This window comes from Microbispora sp. H10949, assembly GCF_014161435.1.
In the GTDB taxonomy this organism is placed as follows: domain Bacteria; phylum Actinomycetota; class Actinomycetes; order Streptosporangiales; family Streptosporangiaceae; genus Microbispora; species Microbispora triticiradicis.
This window is the reverse complement of the sequence record NZ_JABBWZ010000004.1, coordinates 397,927-415,723: the sequence shown is the minus strand read 5'-3', so window position 1 is coordinate 415,723 and position 17,797 is coordinate 397,927. Positions and strand designations below refer to the sequence as shown.

Genomic DNA, 17,797 nt, shown 5'->3' with positions numbered 1-17,797 from the left:
TTGACCGCAACGTACGGGTGCCGGGGTGAGTGGGGCGAGAAATGGTGCGGATCGGGCTGTTCCTGGGGTTCCTCGTGGTGCCCGTCCTGGAGATCTGGTTTCTGATCCGGGTGGGCAGCGTGATCGGCGGGTGGCAGACGGTCGCCCTGCTCATCGCCGACAGCCTCGTCGGGGCCTGGCTGGTGCGCCGGGAGGGACGGCGGGCGTGGGCCGCGTTGCGCAGCGCCGTCGAGTCGGGGCGGATGCCCGACCGTGAGCTCGCCGACGGCGCGATGATCGTGGCCGGCGGCACCCTGCTGCTGACCCCCGGCTTCCTCAGCGACGTGTTCGGGTTCTTCCTGATCCTGCCGTTCACGCGGCCGATCGCCCGCCGGTGGCTGTCGTGGTTCCTCGGCCGCCGGGTGCGGTCGCTCGCCGCCCGCTCGCCGTACGCGCCGCTGTTCGGCCAGGTGGAGTCCGACCCGGCGGGATTCGGCCCCGCGGGGTCCGACCGGGCACGGTCCGGTCAGGCACAGTCCGGTCAGGCAGGGTTCGGTCAGGCGCGGTCCGGTCGCGCGGAAGGCTCCCGCAACAGGGTGGTGCGCGGCGAGGTGATCGAGGAGGACCCCTTCCCGGCCCCCGGCGACGGCCGCTCGCACTGACCCGAGCCCCGGCCCAAGACGCCTCGCCACCGCGTTCCGGCCCCGGCCTTGGTCGACGCAGTGGGCCGACGCGGCGGGGGAGCCCTGCGAGTGCCCGGCGACGGCCGGTCGCACTGCCCTGGCCCGCTTCGCCGGGGCCGTCCCAGCCCCGGCACGAATCGACGCGATGGGTCCGATGCGGTGGGTCAGACGCGGTGGGGGTCCGGGCACGCCGCTGCCCCGGCGGCGGAGGCACACCGGGGCAACGGGGCTGGTGACGGGCGGATGCCCGTTCAAGGAGCCGGGATCGGCGGCCGGATCAGAGGCCGGGGCCCCGATGATCGCGGTCCCGCTCGGCGTCCGGATCCTCGTAGCGGTCGCGGGTCTTCGCGTCGGTGCCGAAACGCTGCCCGGCGCGGATGTCCGGATCGGCGTCGAAGCGCTTCTCGGCGCGGGTCTCGGCGTCGCCGACGAACCGTTCCCCGGAGCCGCTCACGGGGTCGCCGCCCTCGAACCGCTCCTTCGACCTGGTCGCCGGGTCGTCCATGTCGTACGGCTCGCTGGAGGAGACGCCGGTGTCGCCGCCGCCGAAGAGCTCGCCGGAGCGGGTCGCCGGGTCCCGCGGCGCGAGCGGCTCACCGGGCCGGGTGCCGGGGATCTCGGCGTCCAGCCGGTCCATGGAGCCGAGCGACGGGTCGTCGGTGCCGTACCGCTCCCCGCGACGGGTCACCGCGTAGTCCGTCCCCGTACCGGCGTAGTCCGTGCCGTCGCCGGCGCGGTCCGCGGTCTCGCCGGGGTGGCCCAGGCGCTCACGCTCGCGGCGCCCGCCGCTGTCGGCCCAGCCGGTCAGGCTGCCCGGCTCGTTGGCGCGTTCCCAGGCCTCGTCCCAGCCCATGTCGTAGTGGCGGTAGAGCAGGCGCTCCTGCTCGGCGGACAGGTGCCCGCCCTCGTCCAGGTCGACGTCGGGGGCGTTCTTGACGTGCTCCTTGTCGTACGGAACCTCGATCCCGCCGGCCGTCACGTTCGCCTCGTGGAGGGGAACGAAGGCCTCCTTGGTGTGCAGCAGGCCGGTCTTCACGCAGAGCCACTTCGGCAGGCCGGTCGCGTCGTCCAGGAAGACGTGCGCGACGTCGCCGATCTTGTCGCCGTTCGAGTCGTGGACCGGGTGGTCGAGCACCATGGGGATCTGCTCGTGGGTGATCACGTGCTTCTCCTTGTCTCTCGCTTGATCGGTCTCTTTTCTCGCTACCGCCGATCGGCCCGCGAAAACCACTCCCGCGGAAAAACACGGGCGGCCGCGTCTCCGCCGTACCCGTTCTCCGTCCGCGTCTGCCCAGGTCAACGCTGACCGCCGCGGCACGGGATCCGGCGGAAAATTCGTCGTCCCCCGTCCCGGGCGGCGGCCGCCTCCGTCAGTGCCCTTCCCAGGGGCCGAGGTCGTCCTCTTTCCATTCGAGGCGATCGGCCACGCCGAGCACGCCGTTGGTCCGCTCGACCATCCGGGTGAGGACGCGTGCGTGCGAGCGGCGTCCGACGGCGCCGGTGAGGGTCACGACCCCGTTCTCGACCGACACCTCGACGCCCGACAGGTCGGCCCACAGGCAGGTGCCGACGATGTCCTCGCGTACCTCGCGGGCGATGTCGGCGTCGCCGCGGGCGAGGACCTTGAGCAGGTCGTGGCGGCTGATGATGCCGACGAGCACGTCCTCGTCGTCCACGACCGGCAGGCGCTTCACACCGTGCTCGCTCATCAAGCGGGCCGCGCTGACCACGCTGGTGTACGGCCGGGTGGTGACCGCGGGCGCCGACATGAGTTCGGCCGCGGTCACGCCACGGGCCCGCTCCTGGGTCCGTACGGTCCCGTGGCCCACGGCCTCGCGGAGACGGGCGCGCAGGGGCGGCCGGTAGCCTTCGCGGTAGAACTGCTCGCGGAACTCCTCCTTGCGCAGCAGGTCGGCCTCGGAGACCAGGCCGATGACGTGCCCCTCGCCGTCCACGACGGGCACCGCGCTGACTCCATGGGCGATCATGATCTCGGCCACGTCGCGGAACGGCGTGCTGCCGTTGACGGAGGCGACCTCACTCGTCATGACGTCCCGCACCTTCATGTGCATGACCGGCTCCTTCCGGACGGGTCCCTTCATCTCCCATCGCATCGCGCCGCGGACCGGGCGCGAAGGGACCGACGACCCTCCCGGCCGGGCCCTTCGCCACCACCCCGCCACCCGTCCGGCCGCCCGTCCAGCCGCCCGTCCGGCCATCCGTCCAGCCGCCGACGCGCCCGCCCCGGAGCCGCGGATCGGTGGCCGAAAGTCCCGTCCACTCGGGACCTTCACCGCTCACCCGCGGGAACGCGGGCGGGGCACGCTGGCATGGAGAGACGGGAGGCGTCGTCATGACGGCGAAGGTGAAGGATGTCATGGGCAGGGTGGCCATCGCGGTGCGGATGGACGCGTCGTTCGCGGACCTCGTCGCCACCATGCGGCGGTTCGGAGTGGGCGCGGTCACCGTCATCGACGCCGACCGGCGCCCGGTCGGGGTGGTCTCCGAGGACGACATGCTGCTGAAGGAGATCGACCTGGGCGAGCGCGTCTTCAGCGGTCCGCGCCGGCGCGTGGAGCAGCGCAAGGCGGCGGGTGCGAACGCCGGGCAGATCATGACGCGGCCGGCGATCACGGTGACGGGCGGCACCCCCGTGCGCGACGCGGCCCGGCTGATGCACCGCAACCGCGTGAAGCAACTCCCGGTGATCGACGCGGTGAGCGGCCGCATCGTGGGCACCGTGCACCAGGGCGACCTGCTGCGCGTCTTCGCGCGGCCGGCGGCGGAGATCCGGGCCGAGATCGAGCGGGTCGTCGACCGGATGGATCTCGACTTCGGCGACCTCGACGTCAACGTCTCCGGCGGAGTGGTGACGATCAAGGGGCAGGTGCCCCGCAGGTCGGCCGTCAAGCCGCTGCTGCACGCCGTCCGCCGGGTCGAGGGCGTCGTCGAGGTCGACGCCGACGACCTCGCCTTCCTCGTCGACGACCTGCTCATCGCGCCGCCGCTGCTGTAGCGCGGCGCGCGGCGGCACGCCGCGGCGCTTCGAGGCCGGGCGGTACGCGCCCCGTGAGAGGGAAAGATCGTGAACACTCGGACATCTGAGGGGATCGCGCAGGCGGCGCGGGAGGCCGTGGAGGCCGCTCTGTGGGCGCCCTCGATCCACAACACCCAGCCCTGGACGTTCGCCGTCTCCGGCGACGAGATCAGCCTGCGCGCCGACCCGGACCGGAGGCTGCGCGTCTCCGATCCCACCGGCCGGCAGATGACCATCAGCTGCGGCGCCGCGCTGTTCAACGTGCGGATCACGCTGATGGCGCTCGGGTACGAGCCCGAGGTGCGCCGGCTGCCCAATCCGGAGGGTCCGATGCTGCTGGCCACGGTGCGGGTGCGGCCGGGTCGCGAGCCGGGCGAGCACACCCGCCTGCTGTACGGGGAGGTCCAGCGCCGCCGCACCCATCGGGCCGGGTTCACCGCGCTGCCCATGCCCGACCCCCTGACCGACGCGCTCGTACGGGAGGCCGCGGCCGAGGGAGCGCACCTCGCGCCCGTCAGGTCGGACGCTCCGGCACGGGTGCTCGCCGCGCTCACCGGGGCCGCCCAGGACGTGCAGGCGCAGGACCGGCAGTTCGTGCTCGAACTCATGCGCTGGGCCCGGCCTCCGGGCAGCGCGCGGCGCGACGGCGTGCCGGTGGCGGGCTACCCGACCGATCCCCGGCGGACCTACCCGCAGCACTTCGCGTCCCGCGACTACAGCAGGGGACACGAGTGGGGGGCGGCCCCCGAGGAGCGGGTCTCCACCTCGACCGGCCTCGTGGCGCTGCTCTGCACGCCGGGCGACGCCCGGGAGGACTGGCTGATCGCGGGGGAGGGGTTGCAGCGGATGCTGCTGCACGCCTCCGCGTACGGGGTGAGCGCCGCCTTCCACACCCAGGCGCTGGAGATGTGCGAGCTGCGCGAGTTCATCCGCAGGCACCTGTGCTCGGGCGAGGCGCCCCAGATGATCATGAGGATGGGGTTCGTCCTCGACGAGAGCGAAAGCGTCCGGCGCACCCCTTCCGACGTCCTGGAGTAAGCTCCGCCGAGCGCCGAGCGCCGAGCGCCGAGCGCCGAGCGCCGAGCGCCGAGCGCCGAGCGCCGAGCGCCGAGCGCCGAGCGCCGAGCGCCGAGCGCCGAGCGCCGAGCGCCGGGGCTCGCCGGCAGGCCGCACAGGCCGCTCGACCGTCCGGCACGCCGGCGAGCTGACGCCCTGCTGAGACCTGGTGCACCGATCCGGCTCACCCGGGTGCGCCCCGCGACGCGAGTCGCTTCCTTCTCCCTCCGGTCCGCGTCAGCGGCACTCCTGGTTCGCGGGCCGGGATCTCCTCGCTTCCGGGTGGCTCGCGCGTGCGTGGAAGGCGGAGCCGTGGGCAGTGGACACGGACCGCCGGCCCGCCCGAGATCCCGCCCACGCCGTCTGGTTTCGCCGGACTCCCGGCAGCGGCCCTCAGGCTCACTCTGGGGGACGCTCGGGGGGCACTCTCCTGGGAGCCGACGGTGGCGCGAGAACCATGCCTGGGAGGTGTGCCATGAGATCGATCGCCGTCTGGGTCGTTGCGGGGCTGCGTCGTTACCGGCCCGACCGCAACCCGTTGCGCCGCCGGTCGGACCGGCTCGAGGCGGGGTTCGTGGCGGCCGCGCTGGTCGCCGTCCTCCTGGCGGTGTGGCCGGCCGCGCTGGCCGCCCGCGCGGCGTACGGCGGCGGGCCCGCGGCGGGGCAGGGGGCGCGGCACCTGGTCGAGGCGACGCTGACGGGCGAGGCCACCGCGAGCGCGGCCGACGCGCACGTCCTGCTGGGGGCGACCGCGGCGCGCTGGACGCTGCCGGACGGCGGGGTCCGCGAAGGCATGGTGCCGGCGGCCCTCCTGCTGCGGGACGGGCCCCGCGCCCGGCTGTGGATCGACGGTCAGGGCAGGCCGGTCACGCCGCCGCCGCATCGGGCCGAGATGACCGCCAGGGCGGGGCTCGCCGCCTCCGGCGTCATGGCGGCCGCGGTCGCTCTCGCCGCCGCCTGTCTCGTCCTGACGCGGCGGCGGCTGGACCGCGCCCGTTACCGGGAGTGGGACGCGGCCTGGGCGGACGCCGACCAGCGGTGGCGCAGGCACCGGATCTGACCGGCGGAGCCGGTGGGGCGACCACCGGCCGCCGTCGTGGTCACCGCATGAACTGGCAGACGTCGCCGCCGCCGTAGGCGTTCTGCACGTTGTTCTGCCCGGCGTTGGTGACGGTGCTCTGCTGCGGGCCGCCCAGGAAGGACGGCGTGTAGACGCCGAGGAGGTTCTGGTTGTACCGGCCGTTGCCGGACCGGTAGGCCCTCACGTGGGTCCGGGAGCCCCGGGCCACCTGCCGTACGCTGTGGCCGTGTTTGGCCGCGGCCGCGCGCGGCCGGTGGCGGTGCGCCGTGGCGGCGTCCGCCGGTGGCGGCACCGCGAGGGTGACCGCGGCCGCCGCGGCGGCCAGCAGCGCGGCCAGGACGAGGCGCAGGACCGGCGGGACCGGTTCGGATCGGAGAGCTTCCGTGCGGAGAGGAGCCACCGGAGAACCCCCCTATCAAATCCGGTGCTAAGCGAACAGATGTGGCATAAGTTCCGTACCCGCACTATTGGGGCCCGACATGCGTCTTGGGGAAGCTGAGAACGCGAAATTACCCGCGTGACGGCGATTCGCCGCGTCAGCCGGGGCGCTCCTGCCCCTTGCCCGACGCCGCTGCTTCACGCCGCTGCCCGGGCCCGCTGCCCGAGCCCGCCGCCCGGCCCCGGCGGCCCGTACGGCGGGCAGGCCCGCGCGGAGCCGCCAGGACCAGGTGACCGGTTCACTTCGACTCGACCGTGCCCAGCGGATCGGGCATGCCGTTCAGCGCGGCGATCGCGTCGCTCCAGGCGGAGTCGCCGGGATAGAGCGTGGTGCGGAGATAGGCCCAGACGAGCGCCCGCAGCGCGGCGACGCGCTCAGGGTTCTCGTCGGTCGTCTCCGCCGCGTCGTACATGCCGACGCCGCCGAGGCCGTGCTCTGCCCCGAACAGCGTCAGCAGGCTCTTGGGGCCGGGGCTCAGGTGGTACGCGTCGGCGCGCCAGTCCTCGCGATCGGAGAACGCCGGGTTCCGGTCGTTCTCGCCGACGACGACGAGGGCGGGCGTGGTCATCGCGGTGAAGCCGGTGGTCCGCAGAACCGGATAGTGCTCGGCCGCGAACGCGGCGAGGCCCTCGCCTCCGCCAGGAGGGGCCATGAGCACCCCCGCCTTGACGCGGGGGTCGGAGAGGTCCACCGGCGTCCCGCCGGACGGATCGGCGACCCCCTGGCCACACAGCAGGCCTACCGTGTGCCCGCCCATCGAGTGCCCGGCCGCGGCGATCCGGCTGTGGTCTAGGCGTCCCCCGAGTCCCGGTACGGCGGCCTCGATCTGATCGAGGTGATCCAGGATGTGGCGCATGTCCTCGGCCCGGGACCGCCAGTACGACGGCGCCTCCGGGTCGTCCGATTCACGCAGACCCAGCGTCATCGAGTCCAGGTGGGTGGGCTGGATCACGACGAAACCGTGAGCGGCCCAGAAGTCCGCGAGGGGCCCGTAGCCGTGCAGGGAGGACACGAAGTTCGACGGCCCGTGGCCGTGCGACAGGAGGATCACGGGCAGGTCGCTCCCACTGGCGGGTGCGGAGACCTTGATCCGCAGATCGACGGTCCGGCCCGGGACCGGCAGCACGACAGGGCTGAAGGTCATGACAGGAGTGGGATCGCCGACGGGAATACCGGCGGCTTCGGTGAACGGCGCGCTCACAGGTCCTTCTTCCAAGAGGTTCGTCGCGGTTTTCCGGCCGGTGCGGAGTGGGACCGGCCGCGAGGGTCGTTGGTCAGGCGGCGGCGCGTTTGGTGACCGGCCGGCGCCGGAGCTCCGGGCGCAGGAGAGCCGGGGGAAGGTAGGCCTGGTCGAGCGTGCCGACGTCGGTGCCGGGCGGGACGATCTCGTCGATCTGGTCGAGGATCTCGTCGGTGAGCGTGACGTCGACGCCCGCGAGCAGGTCGTCGAAGTGCTCCATCGTGCGCGGCCCGATGATCGCGCTGGTCACGCCGGGATGGGCGATCGCGAACGCCATCGCGAGGTGGGTCATCGGCAGGCCCGCCTTCTCGGCGATCGGGACGAGCCGTTCGACGGCGTCGAGCCGGCGCTCGTCGTTGAGGTGCCGGAAGAGGCTCGCGCGGCGCAGGTCGTTGTGCTGCCCCCTGCGGACGCGGCCGGTGAGCAGTCCCTGCGCGAGCGGGCTCCACACCAGCGTGCCCATCCCGTGGCGTTGCGCGACCGGCAGCACCTCGGTCTCGATGGCGCGGTTGAGGATCGAGTAGGGCGGCTGCTCGGTGTGGAACCGTTCGAGGCCGCGCCGCTCGGCGACCCACTGCGCTTCGACGATGTCGGAGGCGGGCATCGTGGACGATCCGATCGCACGGACCTTCCCGCTGCGGATCAGGTCGGTGAGCGCGGAGAGGGTTTCCTCGATGTCGGTGTCGGGGTCCGGCCGGTGGATCTGGAAGAGATCGATGTGGTCGGTCCGCAGCCGGCGCAGCGAGTTCTCGACCGCGATCATGATCCAGCGCCGCGAGGCGCCCTGCTGGTTGGGATCGTCGCCCATCGGGCGGCTCATCTTGGTCGCCAGGACGACGTGGTCGCGACGTCCCTGGAGCGCTCTGCCCACGACCTCTTCGGAGTCGCCGTAGACGTCGGCGGTGTCGATGAAGTTGATCCCCGCGTCCAGCGCCTTGTGGATGATGCGGATCGAGTCGTCGGGGTCGGGATTGCCGAAGGACGTGGCGAACATCATCGCCCCGAGGGCGAAGGGGCTGACCTTGATGCCGGTGCGGCCCAGGGGTCGGTAACGCATGCGATCTCCCGTGATGACGAGTGGGTGGCGGAGGCCGGGCGGCGGCCGCCGGTTGTGCGGGCCGGGGCTGCAGGCCGGGGATGTGAAGCCCGAGGCGGAGGACGCCAGGGCGTGCCGTATCCTGAATCGAAGCGGAACGGCTTTCCGGAAACGACTATACGGAATGGCTTTCCGGTTATGCAAGCGGAGGAGGGGCGTGGCGGAGAACACGGCGCCGGCCGGACCCGGCAGCACACACGGCATCACGGACGGCACCGCAGGCGGTTCCACGGGCGGTTCCGCGGGCACCGGCGCGCCCGGGCGCGCGCCGCGCCGGCTGCGGGCCGACGCGCAACGCAACATCGACTCCCTGCTCACGGCGGCGAAAGCCGTCTTCGCCACCTCGGGCGTGGACGCGCCCGCGAAGGAGATCGCCGATCTGGCCGGCGTCGGAGTCGGCACGCTGTACCGGCACTTCCCGCAGCGCTCCGACCTGGTCAAGGCCGTGTTCCAGCGAGAGGTGGACGCCTGTGCCGAGGCGGCCCCGGTGTTGATGGAGGAGCACGACCCGGGAGAGGCGCTCGCCCGCTGGCTCCATCGGTACACCGAGTTCGTCGCGACCAAGCGAGGACTCGCCGCCGCCCTCCACTCGGGCGATCCGGCGTTCGACGCCCTGCCCGGCTACTTCCAGGGACGTCTTGGACCCGCACTCGGATCTCTGCTCGACGCCGCGGCGGCGAGTGGCGAAATCCGCGCCGACGTAAGCCCGGAGGAGCTTCTCTACGCCGTCGCCAACCTGTGCCTGCCTGTGGCGGGCGAGGGGGCGGCCTTCAGCCGGCGCATGGTCGGGCTGCTCGTTGACGGGCTACGGTATGGCGCCAATGCGAGCCGGGCTCACTCTTGAGCGCATGAATCGGACCTTCTCCTTCCCATATGTCGGATATTAGGTAAAAACTGCATCCCTGCAACCCCATAACCCTTCTTGTCGTATATGTCTGAAGAAGAGATAGGGGTACGGGGCGTTCTGATGCGGACTAAGCGAATCTCGGTATACGCGGTGGCGAGCGTGCTGGTGTATGCGGCCGCCGCCACGATGATGGAACGACGCGCGCGGAAGGCCCTCGCCGCGGAGTGCGATCGGCTGCGCTGGTTCGCCGCCGACCTGTCGCACGAGCTACGCACCCCGCTCACGGCCGTACGGCTGGAGCTGGAGGACGCCGCCCAGGACGCCGAGGCCGACGTCGCGTCGCTGACCGGGCGTCTGCTGCCCAGCCTCGACCGGGCGGAGGCGGTGGTGACGAGCATGCTGCTGCTCACCGGGCGGCAGGCCGGTGAGCAGGGGCGCGAGCTGGTCGACCTGAGCGACCTCGTCGGCCGGGAGGTCGCCTCGCGCCGCGACCCTCACCCGGTCACGGTCCGCCTGTCCGGGCAGGTCAACGTCAGCGCCGTACGCGAGCAGATGCGTCAGGTGCTCACCAACCTGCTGGACAACGCCCAGCGGTACGCCCGCCGCGGTGTGGTGGTGGAGGTGTCCCGGCATGACGGGGTCGCGCGGATGCTGGTGGACGACGACGGGGACGGCGTCCCCGAGGCCGACCGGAGGCGGGTCTTCCAGCGGTTCACCCGGGCCGGCGGCCACCGCGGCCACGACGGCGGCGGGCTCGGGCTCATGATCACCCGGGTCATCGCCGAGGCCCACCGCGGCAGCGTCGAGGTCGAGGAGGCGCCGTCGGGCGGCGCCCGGTTCGTGCTCCGCCTGCCCGCCGCCTGACAGGCGCTTCCGGCCGTCTGACAGGGCCCCTGACGGCGCATCTGACCCGCCGCCTGACGGGTCCTTGACCGAGGAGGGCCGCCGCGCCGATAGCATTCGATCACTTGACCGGCCCGACTCATCCCCCTGGAGTGACGATGCCCCGACCCGGCGACCTGGTGATCGGCGGATACACGCCCGACACGGAGGGATCGGGCCCCGGTCTGACGGTGGCCCGGCCGGACGCGGAGGGGCGGCTGGAGACGGTGGCCGAGACGGCCGTCTCCGGGCCGTCCTTCGTCGCCGGGCACCCCCGGCTGCCGCTGCTCTACGCCGTGCTCGAGCGTGAAGGGGAGGGCGGCCTCGCGGTCCTCGCCGCCGGTGAGGACCGGGCCGCCCCGCGCCTGCTGGCCGAGTATCCGAGCGGCGGGTCGCTGCCCTGCCATCTCGCGATCGACGACCGGGGCGAGTGGCTGGCGATCGCCAACTACGGCGACGGGACCGTCACGGCGTACCGGCTGGGGGAGGACGGCATGCCGGAGCCCGGCCCGCTGACGTTCCCGCACGAGGGCCGGGGCCCCCACCCCGAACGGCAGGAGGGCCCGCACGCCCACATGGCCGTCTTCGGCCCCGACGGCGTCCTGCACGTGACCGACCTCGGCACCGACGAGGTCCGCCGCTTCCTGCCCGGCATGCGCCCGCACCCGGAGGGTTCCGTACGGCTGGCTCCCGGCAGCGGACCCCGGCACTTCCTGCACCACGAGGGCCACTGGTACGTCACCGGCGAGCTCGACGGCACCGTACGCGTCTACGACGCCTCCTGGCGGGAGGCGGGGATGGTCCGGGCGAGCGGCGCCGAGGGGGAGAACCTGCCGTCCCACATCGCCCTGTCCGCCGACGGCCGGCACCTGTACGTCGCCAACCGGGGGCCGGACACCGTCGCCGTCTTCGCCGTCGGCGGGCCCGGGCTCAGGATGGTGGCCGAGGCGCCCGCGGGGGGCCGGTGGCCCCGGCACTTCGCGATCGACGGCGACCGTCTCTACGTGGCCTGCCAGCGGTCGGACGCGGTCGTCGCGCTGGGGCTGAAGGAGGGGCTGCCGGAGCACGGCGGCCAGGTGCTGGCCGTGGGCACCCCCTCGTGCGTGCTCGTCCGCTGACCGGCCCGCGGGTGCGGCGCGACGATCAGGGGACGCGGCCGACGCCGCCGACGATCCACACCCGCTGGGCCCGCGTGACGCTCTCCCGCGCCTCCGGCCGCCACTGCCGGATGTAGACGAGGCCGGGCTCGACGAGCTCGGTCCCGTCGAAGAAGCGCAGCACCTTCTCCCTGGTCCGAGGCACCTCGTCGGCCCGGGCCACGATCTGGCGGAACAGCTCGACGAGCGGTGCGGCCAGCTCGGGCCGGGTGTCGAAGACGGCGTGGCCGAGGGCCAGGTAGCTGCCGGAGGGGAGGTGGTCGCGCATGTGGGCCACGCACTTGTACGGCTCGTCGGAGTCGGGGAGATACTGCAGCCGGGCCGGGATCAGCAGCCCGACCGGCTCCCGGAAGTCGACGAGCCTCAGCATCTCGGGATCGGCCAGCATCTCCGCCGGGCGCAGGAGCGAGCCCTTGACCACCCCGGTGCCGGGGGTGCGCGCGAGCAGGGCCCGGGCGTGGCTGAGCACCACCGGGTCGTCGTCCACGTAGACCACCCGCGCCTCCGGCGCGAGCTCCTGGGCGACCTCGTGGGTGTTGCGGCGGGTCGGCAGGCCGGACGCCACGTTGAGGAACTGCCGCACGCCCTGGTCGACCAGGAAACGGACCACCCGTTCCATGAACGTCCGGGTGTCCACGGCCATCGTCTTCACCTCGGGGGCGATGGCCATCAGGCTCTCCGCGAACTCCCGGTCGGCGGCGAAGTTGTCCTTGCCCCCGAGCAGGTAGTCGCTCATCCGCGCGATGTTGGCCCGCCCGACGTCGAGGCCCGCCACCTTGGCGGGCCGCGGGTCGCCCGGGTCCGGGCCGCCCCGATCCGGGCCACCCGCGTTCAGGCCACCCAGTTCCGCGCCGTCCACTCGGCCTCCCTCGCTCCGGATCAACCAAGCATGATTATTCCGGTAAGTTCGTTGTGTCGAATGCCGATCACCCCGGAAAACGGCGAGAACCTTCAATCCCACCAGAATGACCAGGCATTGCTGCCTACAAGCTGTTCGGCGTAGTCGGCCAGCGTGCCCGGCCCCTGCAGGACGCTGTCGGGGCAGAACGTCCAGTGCTCCGCCGCGACGTGCAACGCGTGCGCCGGTGTGGCGGGCGGTGCGGCGACGCTGAGGTCGAGGGTGTTGAACCCCATGCCGACGACCCGCGCTCCGAACCGTTCCTCCCAGCTGCGCACGACGGCGGCCAGCGGCACGGTCCATTCGTTGTGGTGCAGCGCCCCCTGCCAGCCGATCGCGACCATCGCGTCGGCGCCGCGGCCCACCGCGGCCAGCCCCAGGAGCGTCATGCGCTCGGCCACCACGTCGGCGTACCAGTCGGCCACCACGTCAGGGTCGGCCACCGGCGCGGCGGGCGGCGCGGGCCCGGGGCACTCCGCCCCGAACGGCGCGAGGTAGGCCTCGTGGCCCAGCAGCAGGTCCTGCCACGCCTCGGCCATGAACCCGGCCGCGGTGAAGTAGTCGACCTGGTCGGGCGAGTCGGGCGCGATCTGCCCGGCCGACCAGGGCTGCACGCCGTCCTCCAGCAGCACCGGCCACAGGCCCGAGCGGGGATGCTCGGCGCGCAGCCGGGCCCACAGCCCGGCGGGCACCGGCTCGTCGCTCAGCCAGAACGACGGGCGGTGATGGGTGCGCATCCGGTCGTAGTCGGGGTCCGGCCACACGAGGGACCCCGGCGGCAGGCCGGCGGACAGCACCCGGCCGTCGCCGCCGTCGCCGAACAGCAGCTCCAGACCCGTGGGGAGGCGCCGACGCTCGTGAACCGACATGCGCCAATAATGTCGGACCTGGCCCCGGCGCGTCCCGCCAGGGCGATCATTATGCGATGTCGAGCCGGCCCAGTCCCTCGGCGAGGACCTTGGTCGTCAGGCGCGTACGGCTGTCGCAGCCCAGCTTCGCGAAGATGTGCTCCAGATGAGTGGTCACGGTGCGCACGCTCAGCACCAGCGCGGCGGCGATCTGGGGGTTGGAGTCGCCCCGCGCGACCCGGGTCAGCACCTCGATCTCCCGGGTGGTCAGGTCGTACGGCAGCGCGCAGGGACGCTCGGCGAGAACCGCGCCCTGGATGGAGCCGTGGAAGCCGACGCCGGCCCGGTGCAGGCGCATCTCCCGCCACTGGCCCGCGCCGTCGAGCCACAGCCCGCGGCGCGACAGCTCCCGCGAGTCGATGAACTCCCGCGCGAGGTCCGCCATGGCCGGCTCGGCGGCGAGGGCCCGCGAGGGCGGCCAGCCCGCCACGTCGCGCCGCCGCCCGCCGCGCTCGAACGCCAGCGCGTGGAAGCCCGGAGGCAGGCCGAGGGGATCGACCACGCAGCGGGTCACGTCGGTGAGGTGGGCCAGGGCGGGCGACACCGCGCTGATCACCGCGGGCGCCTCGGGCGGCAGGTCCGCGCGGGAGCCGACGTGCAGCAGGCCGGTGTAGCGCCCGCCGGTGAGGAACAGCGGCGTGGTGATCCCCGAGCGCCAGCCGTACGGCTCCAGATGGCGGCGGAAGTAGCGTTCGGTGCCGGGAGAGCCCATGACGACCGGCGTGCGCGCGGACATCGCGCGGCGGTAGGCGTCGAGCCCCGCGTACTCCTCGGCCGCGTCGTCGTCCACGCGGGTGTACCCGGCCGAGACCAGCGAGCGGTGCCGGCCGGTCGCCGGGTCGAACGCGACGAACTCGTAGGCCTCCACGGGGATGACCTCGCCCAGCGCGGTCATCGCCCCGTGCGCCCCCTGCCGGGCCACCTGGAAGCCCAACTCGGCGACCGCGTGCAGGCCGCGCGCGCTGAGGCTGATTGGGTCCATCGATCCTCCACGCTCAGACTGCCCGGTAAAGATCCCGCGAGCAATACGTAAAGTCTCCGATGCAGACGGCGGCCCCGTTTCCTACCCTCACCCGCAACACCACGGAGAGGCGGAGCACAGTGCGGGTCACGAGAAGCCGGGCGGCCGCCCTCGCCGCGGCCGCGGTCATGCTGAGCGGCGGCTGTGGAGGATCCTCGTCCGGCGGCGCGAAGGGCGCGGACGCCGACCGCTTCTCCGTCGCGCTGACCGAGCCCGACCACCTCACCCCCGGCAACACGTCCAGCGACTACTCGATCACCGTGCTCGACACGCTCTTCGAGACCCCGGTGTCCATCGACGCCGCCAGCGGCAAGCCGGTGATGCGCGCGGCCGAGTCGGTGACCAGCACCGACCAGAAGGTCTGGACGATCAAGATCAGGCAGGGCGGCGCGTTCAGCAACGGCGAGCCCGTCACCGCCCAGAGCTTCGCCGACTCCTGGAACGCCACCGCCTACGGCCCGAACGGGTGGACCAACAACTACTACTTCGCCAACATCGAGGGCTACGACAAGCTCAACCCCGAGAAGGGCGACCCGTCCACCGACAAGATGAGCGGCCTCAAGGTCGTGGACGACCACACCCTGGAGGTCACGCTCACCGCGCCGTTCAGCCAGTTCCCGATCACGCTGGCGTACATCGCGTTCGCGCCGATGCCGAAGGCGGCGTTCGCCGACCTCAAGGCGTACGACCAGGCGCCCGTCGGCAACGGGCCGTTCGTCCTCGACGGCGCCTGGGAGCACGACCGGCAGATCAAGGTCAAGCGGTCGCCGACCTACAACGGCGAGCGCAGGGCGAAGGCCGGCGGGGTCACCTTCAAGATCTACGCCGGCCGTGACACCGCCTACACCGACCTGCGGGCCGGCCGGGTGGACCTGCTGACCACGATCCCGCCGGCCAGCACGGCCGAGGCGCAGCGGCTGCTCGGCGACCGGTTCCTGCGGACCCCCGACGGCACGATGGACTACCTGGGCTTCCCGACGTTCGACAAGCGGTTCGCCAACCGCGACCTGCGCCGGGCGTTCTCGATGGCGATCGACCGGAAGGCCATCGTCGACGCCGTCTACGACGGCGCGTTCAAGCCGATGGCGTCGCTGCTCGCGCCGCTGGTGCCCGGCTACCGGGAGAACGCCTGCGGCGAGGCCTGCACGTACGACCCGGCCAAGGCCAAGGCGCTGTTCGACCAGGCGGGCGGCTTCAGCGGCACCCTGACCCTGTGGTTCTCCAACGCCGACCCGAGCTACGAGCACTGGATGACCGCCGTCGCCAACCAGCTCAAGCAGAACCTCGGCATCTCCGACATCAAGCTGCGCAAGGTCCCCGCCTCCGACTACCTGTCGTCGCTCCGCGAGCGCAAGGAGGACGGCCCGTACCGGAACAACTGGGTCATGGACTACCCCAGCCCGCAGGACTACCTGGAGTACATGTGGGGCGCGGGCAACCGGATGGGCTGGGAGAACAAGGAGTTCGACGACCTGATCAAGCAGGCCAACTCGGCGCCCGGCCTCGACGCCAGCCTGCCGCTCTACCAGAAGGCCGAGGACGTCGCGCTCGCCGAGATGCCGATGATCCCGCTGTGGAACTGGCAGAACCAGGTCGGCTTCTCCGGCCGGATCAGCGGCGTGAACGTGACCCCGTACAGCAAGAACCTCTACGCGATCAGCGTGAAGCAGGGGTGACGCGGGAGTGAGGTACGCCGCGCGGCGCCTGGCGCAGGCGGTCCCGGTCTTCGTCGTGACCACCTTCCTGATCTACACGATGGTGTTCGCGCTGCCCGGCGACCCGATGCTGGCGCTCGCGGGCGACAAGCCGGTGCCCGAGCAGGTACTCGCCGTCATGCGGCAGCGCTACCACCTCGACGAGCCGCTGCTCGTGCAGTACGGCCACTACATGCTCGGGGTGTTCCGCGGCGACCTGGGGGAGACCTTCACCGGGCAGCCGGTGAGCGAGCTGCTCCAGGACCGGTGGGCGGTCACCGCGCAGCTCGCGCTGACCGCCTGGGTCTTCGAACTCGTCGTGGGCATCGGCCTCGGCGTCCTCGCCGGGCTGCGCCGGGGCGGGGCCGCCGACACGGCGGTCCTCGCGGGCACCACGTTCGTCATCGCGGTCCCGGTGTTCGTGGTCGGGTACACGGCCCAGATCGTGCTGGGCCTCAACCTGGGACTGTTCCCGACCGCGGGGACCGAAGACGGCTGGCCGGGCAGCTACCTGCTGCCCGGCATGGTCCTCGGCTCGTTCGGCCTGGCGTACGTGGCGCGGCTCACCCGAACCTCGCTGGTGGAGAACCTGCGCGCCGACTACGTCCGTACGGCGACCGCGAAGGGGATGGTGCGGCGGCGGGTCGTCGGGCTGCACGCGCTGCGCAACTCGCTGATCCCGGTCGTGACCTACCTCGGCGTCGACTTCGGCAACCTCATGGCGGGCGCGGTCGTCACCGAGGGCATCTTCAACCTGCCCGGGATCGGCCAGCAGGTGTTCCAGTCGATCCAGCTCCAGGAGGGCCCGGTCGTCGTCGGCGTCGTCACCCTGCTCGTCATGGTCTTCATCGCCGCCAACCTCGCCGTCGACCTTCTGTACGGCGTGCTCGACCCGAGGATCCGCCGTGCTCGCGCGTGACGCCTGGCTGGAGCTGCGCGGCCGGGTGGTCTTCTGGCTCTCCGCCGCCGTCCTGCTGGTCGCGTCGGCGATGGCGGCCTTCCCCGGGCTGTTCGCCGCCCTGGGCCCGAACGAGCACTGCGACCTGCGGATGTCCAAGCGCGGCCCGCAGACCGGCGCGCTGTTCGGATACGACCTGCAGGGCTGCGACTACTGGTCGCAGGTCGTGCACGGCACCCGGGCGTCCGTCGTGGTCGGCGTCGCGGTGACCGTGTTCGCCCTGCTGATCGCGATCGTGCTCGGGCTCGTCGCCGGGTTCTACGGGGGCCTCGCCGACGCGCTGATCTCCCGGACCACCGACGTGTTCTTCGGCGTCCCCTTCGTGCTGGGGGCGACGGTCGTGCTGGTGGCCTTCCCCGACCACGGGATGTGGGCGATGACGCTGGTCCTCGTCCTGCTCGGCTGGACGACGATGACCCGGCTGATGCGCGGCCAGGTCATCGCGATCAAGCACATGGACTACGTCGCGGCCGCCCGCATGCTGGGCGCGAGCGACCGCAGGCTGATGGTCCGGCACATCCTGCCCAACGCGGTCGCCCCGGTCTTCGTGGTCGCGATGCTGAACGTCGGCAACGTGATCGCGGGCGAGGCGACGCTCGACTACCTCGGCGTCGGCCTGCAGTACCCCGACGTGTCCTGGGGCCTGCAGCTCAACACCGCGCAGACGTTCTTCGCCGAGCACCCGCACCTGCTGGTATTCCCGGCGCTGTTCCTCACCGCGACCGTGCTGAGCTTCCTCATGCTCGGCGACGTCGTCCGCGACGCCCTCGACCCCCGCCTGCGCTGACCCCCGCTTTCGCGGCGGCTGTCGCCGGACAACG

At 72.5% G+C, this 17,797-nt stretch carries 18 protein-coding genes; 10 read left to right on the top strand and 8 right to left on the bottom strand.

Going from position 1 to position 17,797, the window contains the following annotated elements:
- Positions 1 to 41 precede the first annotated feature (41 nt).
- Positions 42 to 641 (top strand): FxsA family protein, encoded by a 600-nt coding sequence (locus HHX40_RS12220; RefSeq protein WP_182880658.1) that lies wholly within the window; start codon positions 42 to 44, stop codon positions 639 to 641.
- A gap of 298 nt (positions 642 to 939) precedes the next feature.
- Here the strand turns inward: HHX40_RS12220 and HHX40_RS12215 are convergent, their stop codons facing one another.
- Together HHX40_RS12215 and HHX40_RS12210 are read right to left on the bottom strand one after the other, a co-directional pair.
- On the bottom strand, positions 940 to 1,824 hold the full coding sequence (locus tag HHX40_RS12215) for a PRC-barrel domain-containing protein (RefSeq protein ID WP_182874614.1): 885 nt from the start codon (positions 1,822 to 1,824) through the stop codon (positions 940 to 942).
- 208 nt (positions 1,825 to 2,032) lie between these two features.
- On the bottom strand, positions 2,033 to 2,734 hold the full coding sequence (locus HHX40_RS12210) for a CBS domain-containing protein (protein WP_182880657.1): 702 nt from the start codon (positions 2,732 to 2,734) through the stop codon (positions 2,033 to 2,035).
- A 281-nt stretch (positions 2,735 to 3,015) separates the two neighbouring features.
- Here HHX40_RS12210 and HHX40_RS12205 point away from each other — a divergent pair, with 281 nt between their 5' ends.
- The 3 genes from HHX40_RS12205 (at position 3,016) to HHX40_RS12195 (ending at position 5,815) form a co-directional block, all read left to right on the top strand.
- A complete protein-coding gene (locus tag HHX40_RS12205; RefSeq protein ID WP_182880656.1) occupies positions 3,016 to 3,678 on the top strand; it encodes a CBS domain-containing protein in 663 nt (220 codons plus the stop codon).
- Between the two features lie 69 nt (positions 3,679 to 3,747).
- Positions 3,748 to 4,737, top strand: coding sequence for an Acg family FMN-binding oxidoreductase (locus HHX40_RS12200; protein ID WP_182880655.1), 990 nt, complete (start codon positions 3,748 to 3,750; stop codon positions 4,735 to 4,737).
- Positions 4,738 to 5,230: 493 nt separating this feature from the next.
- Positions 5,231 to 5,815 carry a hypothetical protein gene (locus HHX40_RS12195; protein WP_182880654.1) on the top strand — a complete coding sequence of 195 codons (585 nt, stop codon included), beginning with the start codon at positions 5,231 to 5,233 and terminating at the stop codon, positions 5,813 to 5,815.
- A 40-nt stretch (positions 5,816 to 5,855) separates the two neighbouring features.
- Here the strand turns inward: HHX40_RS12195 and HHX40_RS12190 are convergent, their stop codons facing one another.
- From HHX40_RS12190 to HHX40_RS12180, 3 genes are all read right to left on the bottom strand, one after another.
- The gene (locus HHX40_RS12190; RefSeq protein WP_182880653.1) at positions 5,856 to 6,236 is read right to left on the bottom strand and encodes a hypothetical protein; all 381 of its coding nucleotides are present in this window, start codon (positions 6,234 to 6,236) and stop codon (positions 5,856 to 5,858) included.
- 277 nt (positions 6,237 to 6,513) lie between these two features.
- Positions 6,514 to 7,419 (bottom strand): alpha/beta hydrolase family protein, encoded by a 906-nt coding sequence (locus HHX40_RS12185; RefSeq protein WP_182880652.1) that lies wholly within the window; start codon positions 7,417 to 7,419, stop codon positions 6,514 to 6,516.
- A gap of 130 nt (positions 7,420 to 7,549) precedes the next feature.
- The gene (locus HHX40_RS12180; RefSeq protein WP_182880651.1) at positions 7,550 to 8,572 is read right to left on the bottom strand and encodes an aldo/keto reductase; all 1,023 of its coding nucleotides are present in this window, start codon (positions 8,570 to 8,572) and stop codon (positions 7,550 to 7,552) included.
- Positions 8,573 to 8,768: 196 nt separating this feature from the next.
- Between HHX40_RS12180 and HHX40_RS12175 the strand changes: the two genes are divergently transcribed.
- The 3 genes from HHX40_RS12175 (at position 8,769) to HHX40_RS12165 (ending at position 11,458) form a co-directional block, all read left to right on the top strand.
- Positions 8,769 to 9,455, top strand: a complete 687-nt coding sequence (locus tag HHX40_RS12175; RefSeq protein ID WP_220499019.1) for a TetR/AcrR family transcriptional regulator — start codon at positions 8,769 to 8,771, stop codon at positions 9,453 to 9,455.
- Between the two features lie 123 nt (positions 9,456 to 9,578).
- On the top strand, positions 9,579 to 10,322 hold the full coding sequence (locus HHX40_RS12170; RefSeq protein WP_182880649.1) for a sensor histidine kinase: 744 nt from the start codon (positions 9,579 to 9,581) through the stop codon (positions 10,320 to 10,322).
- Between the two features lie 137 nt (positions 10,323 to 10,459).
- Complete coding sequence (locus HHX40_RS12165; protein WP_182880648.1) at positions 10,460 to 11,458, top strand: lactonase family protein; 999 nt, start codon at positions 10,460 to 10,462, stop codon at positions 11,456 to 11,458.
- A 25-nt stretch (positions 11,459 to 11,483) separates the two neighbouring features.
- Here HHX40_RS12165 and HHX40_RS12160 read toward each other — a convergent pair whose 3' ends face one another.
- The 3 genes from HHX40_RS12160 to HHX40_RS12150 all read right to left on the bottom strand — a co-directional run bounded on the left by HHX40_RS12160 (position 11,484) and on the right by HHX40_RS12150 (position 14,285).
- Positions 11,484 to 12,356 carry an SAM-dependent methyltransferase gene (locus HHX40_RS12160; protein WP_310738058.1) on the bottom strand — a complete coding sequence of 291 codons (873 nt, stop codon included), beginning with the start codon at positions 12,354 to 12,356 and terminating at the stop codon, positions 11,484 to 11,486.
- Between the two features lie 92 nt (positions 12,357 to 12,448).
- Positions 12,449 to 13,264 (bottom strand): DUF4253 domain-containing protein, encoded by an 816-nt coding sequence (locus HHX40_RS12155; RefSeq protein WP_182874623.1) that lies wholly within the window; start codon positions 13,262 to 13,264, stop codon positions 12,449 to 12,451.
- Positions 13,265 to 13,313: 49 nt separating this feature from the next.
- Positions 13,314 to 14,285, bottom strand: coding sequence for a helix-turn-helix transcriptional regulator (locus HHX40_RS12150; protein ID WP_182880647.1), 972 nt, complete (start codon positions 14,283 to 14,285; stop codon positions 13,314 to 13,316).
- Positions 14,286 to 14,404: 119 nt separating this feature from the next.
- Between HHX40_RS12150 and HHX40_RS12145 the strand changes: the two genes are divergently transcribed.
- From HHX40_RS12145 to HHX40_RS12135, 3 genes are read left to right on the top strand one after another with little or no spacing between them, the layout of a single operon-like run.
- Positions 14,405 to 16,000: a peptide ABC transporter substrate-binding protein gene (locus tag HHX40_RS12145; protein ID WP_182880646.1), complete on the top strand. Its 1,596-nt coding sequence runs from the start codon at positions 14,405 to 14,407 to the stop codon at positions 15,998 to 16,000.
- A 7-nt stretch (positions 16,001 to 16,007) separates the two neighbouring features.
- The gene (locus tag HHX40_RS12140; RefSeq protein WP_182880645.1) at positions 16,008 to 16,937 is read left to right on the top strand and encodes an ABC transporter permease; all 930 of its coding nucleotides are present in this window, start codon (positions 16,008 to 16,010) and stop codon (positions 16,935 to 16,937) included.
- Positions 16,924 to 17,763: an ABC transporter permease gene (locus HHX40_RS12135; protein WP_310738057.1), complete on the top strand. Its 840-nt coding sequence runs from the start codon at positions 16,924 to 16,926 to the stop codon at positions 17,761 to 17,763. Before HHX40_RS12140 ends, HHX40_RS12135 begins: the two co-directional genes overlap by 14 nt.
- Positions 17,764 to 17,797: the final 34 nt, after the last annotated feature.

What these genes read in the sequence shown, in the direction of transcription:
- HHX40_RS12180 (WP_182880651.1), bottom strand. Translation starts at nt 8,572, where the DNA reads ATGCGTTACCGACCCCTGGGCCGCACCGGCATCAAGGTCAGCCCCTTC.
- HHX40_RS12170 (WP_182880649.1), top strand. Translation starts at nt 9,579, where the DNA reads ATGCGGACTAAGCGAATCTCGGTATACGCGGTGGCGAGCGTGCTGGTG.
- HHX40_RS12155 (WP_182874623.1), bottom strand. Translation starts at nt 13,264, where the DNA reads ATGTCGGTTCACGAGCGTCGGCGCCTCCCCACGGGTCTGGAGCTGCTG.
- HHX40_RS12150 (WP_182880647.1), bottom strand. Translation starts at nt 14,285, where the DNA reads ATGGACCCAATCAGCCTCAGCGCGCGCGGCCTGCACGCGGTCGCCGAG.
- HHX40_RS12165 (WP_182880648.1), top strand. Translation starts at nt 10,460, where the DNA reads ATGCCCCGACCCGGCGACCTGGTGATCGGCGGATACACGCCCGACACG.
- HHX40_RS12195 (WP_182880654.1), top strand. Translation starts at nt 5,231, where the DNA reads ATGAGATCGATCGCCGTCTGGGTCGTTGCGGGGCTGCGTCGTTACCGG.
- HHX40_RS12205 (WP_182880656.1), top strand. Translation starts at nt 3,016, where the DNA reads ATGACGGCGAAGGTGAAGGATGTCATGGGCAGGGTGGCCATCGCGGTG.
- HHX40_RS12185 (WP_182880652.1), bottom strand. Translation starts at nt 7,419, where the DNA reads ATGACCTTCAGCCCTGTCGTGCTGCCGGTCCCGGGCCGGACCGTCGAT.
- HHX40_RS12220 (WP_182880658.1), top strand. Translation starts at nt 42, where the DNA reads ATGGTGCGGATCGGGCTGTTCCTGGGGTTCCTCGTGGTGCCCGTCCTG.
- HHX40_RS12210 (WP_182880657.1), bottom strand. Translation starts at nt 2,734, where the DNA reads ATGCACATGAAGGTGCGGGACGTCATGACGAGTGAGGTCGCCTCCGTC.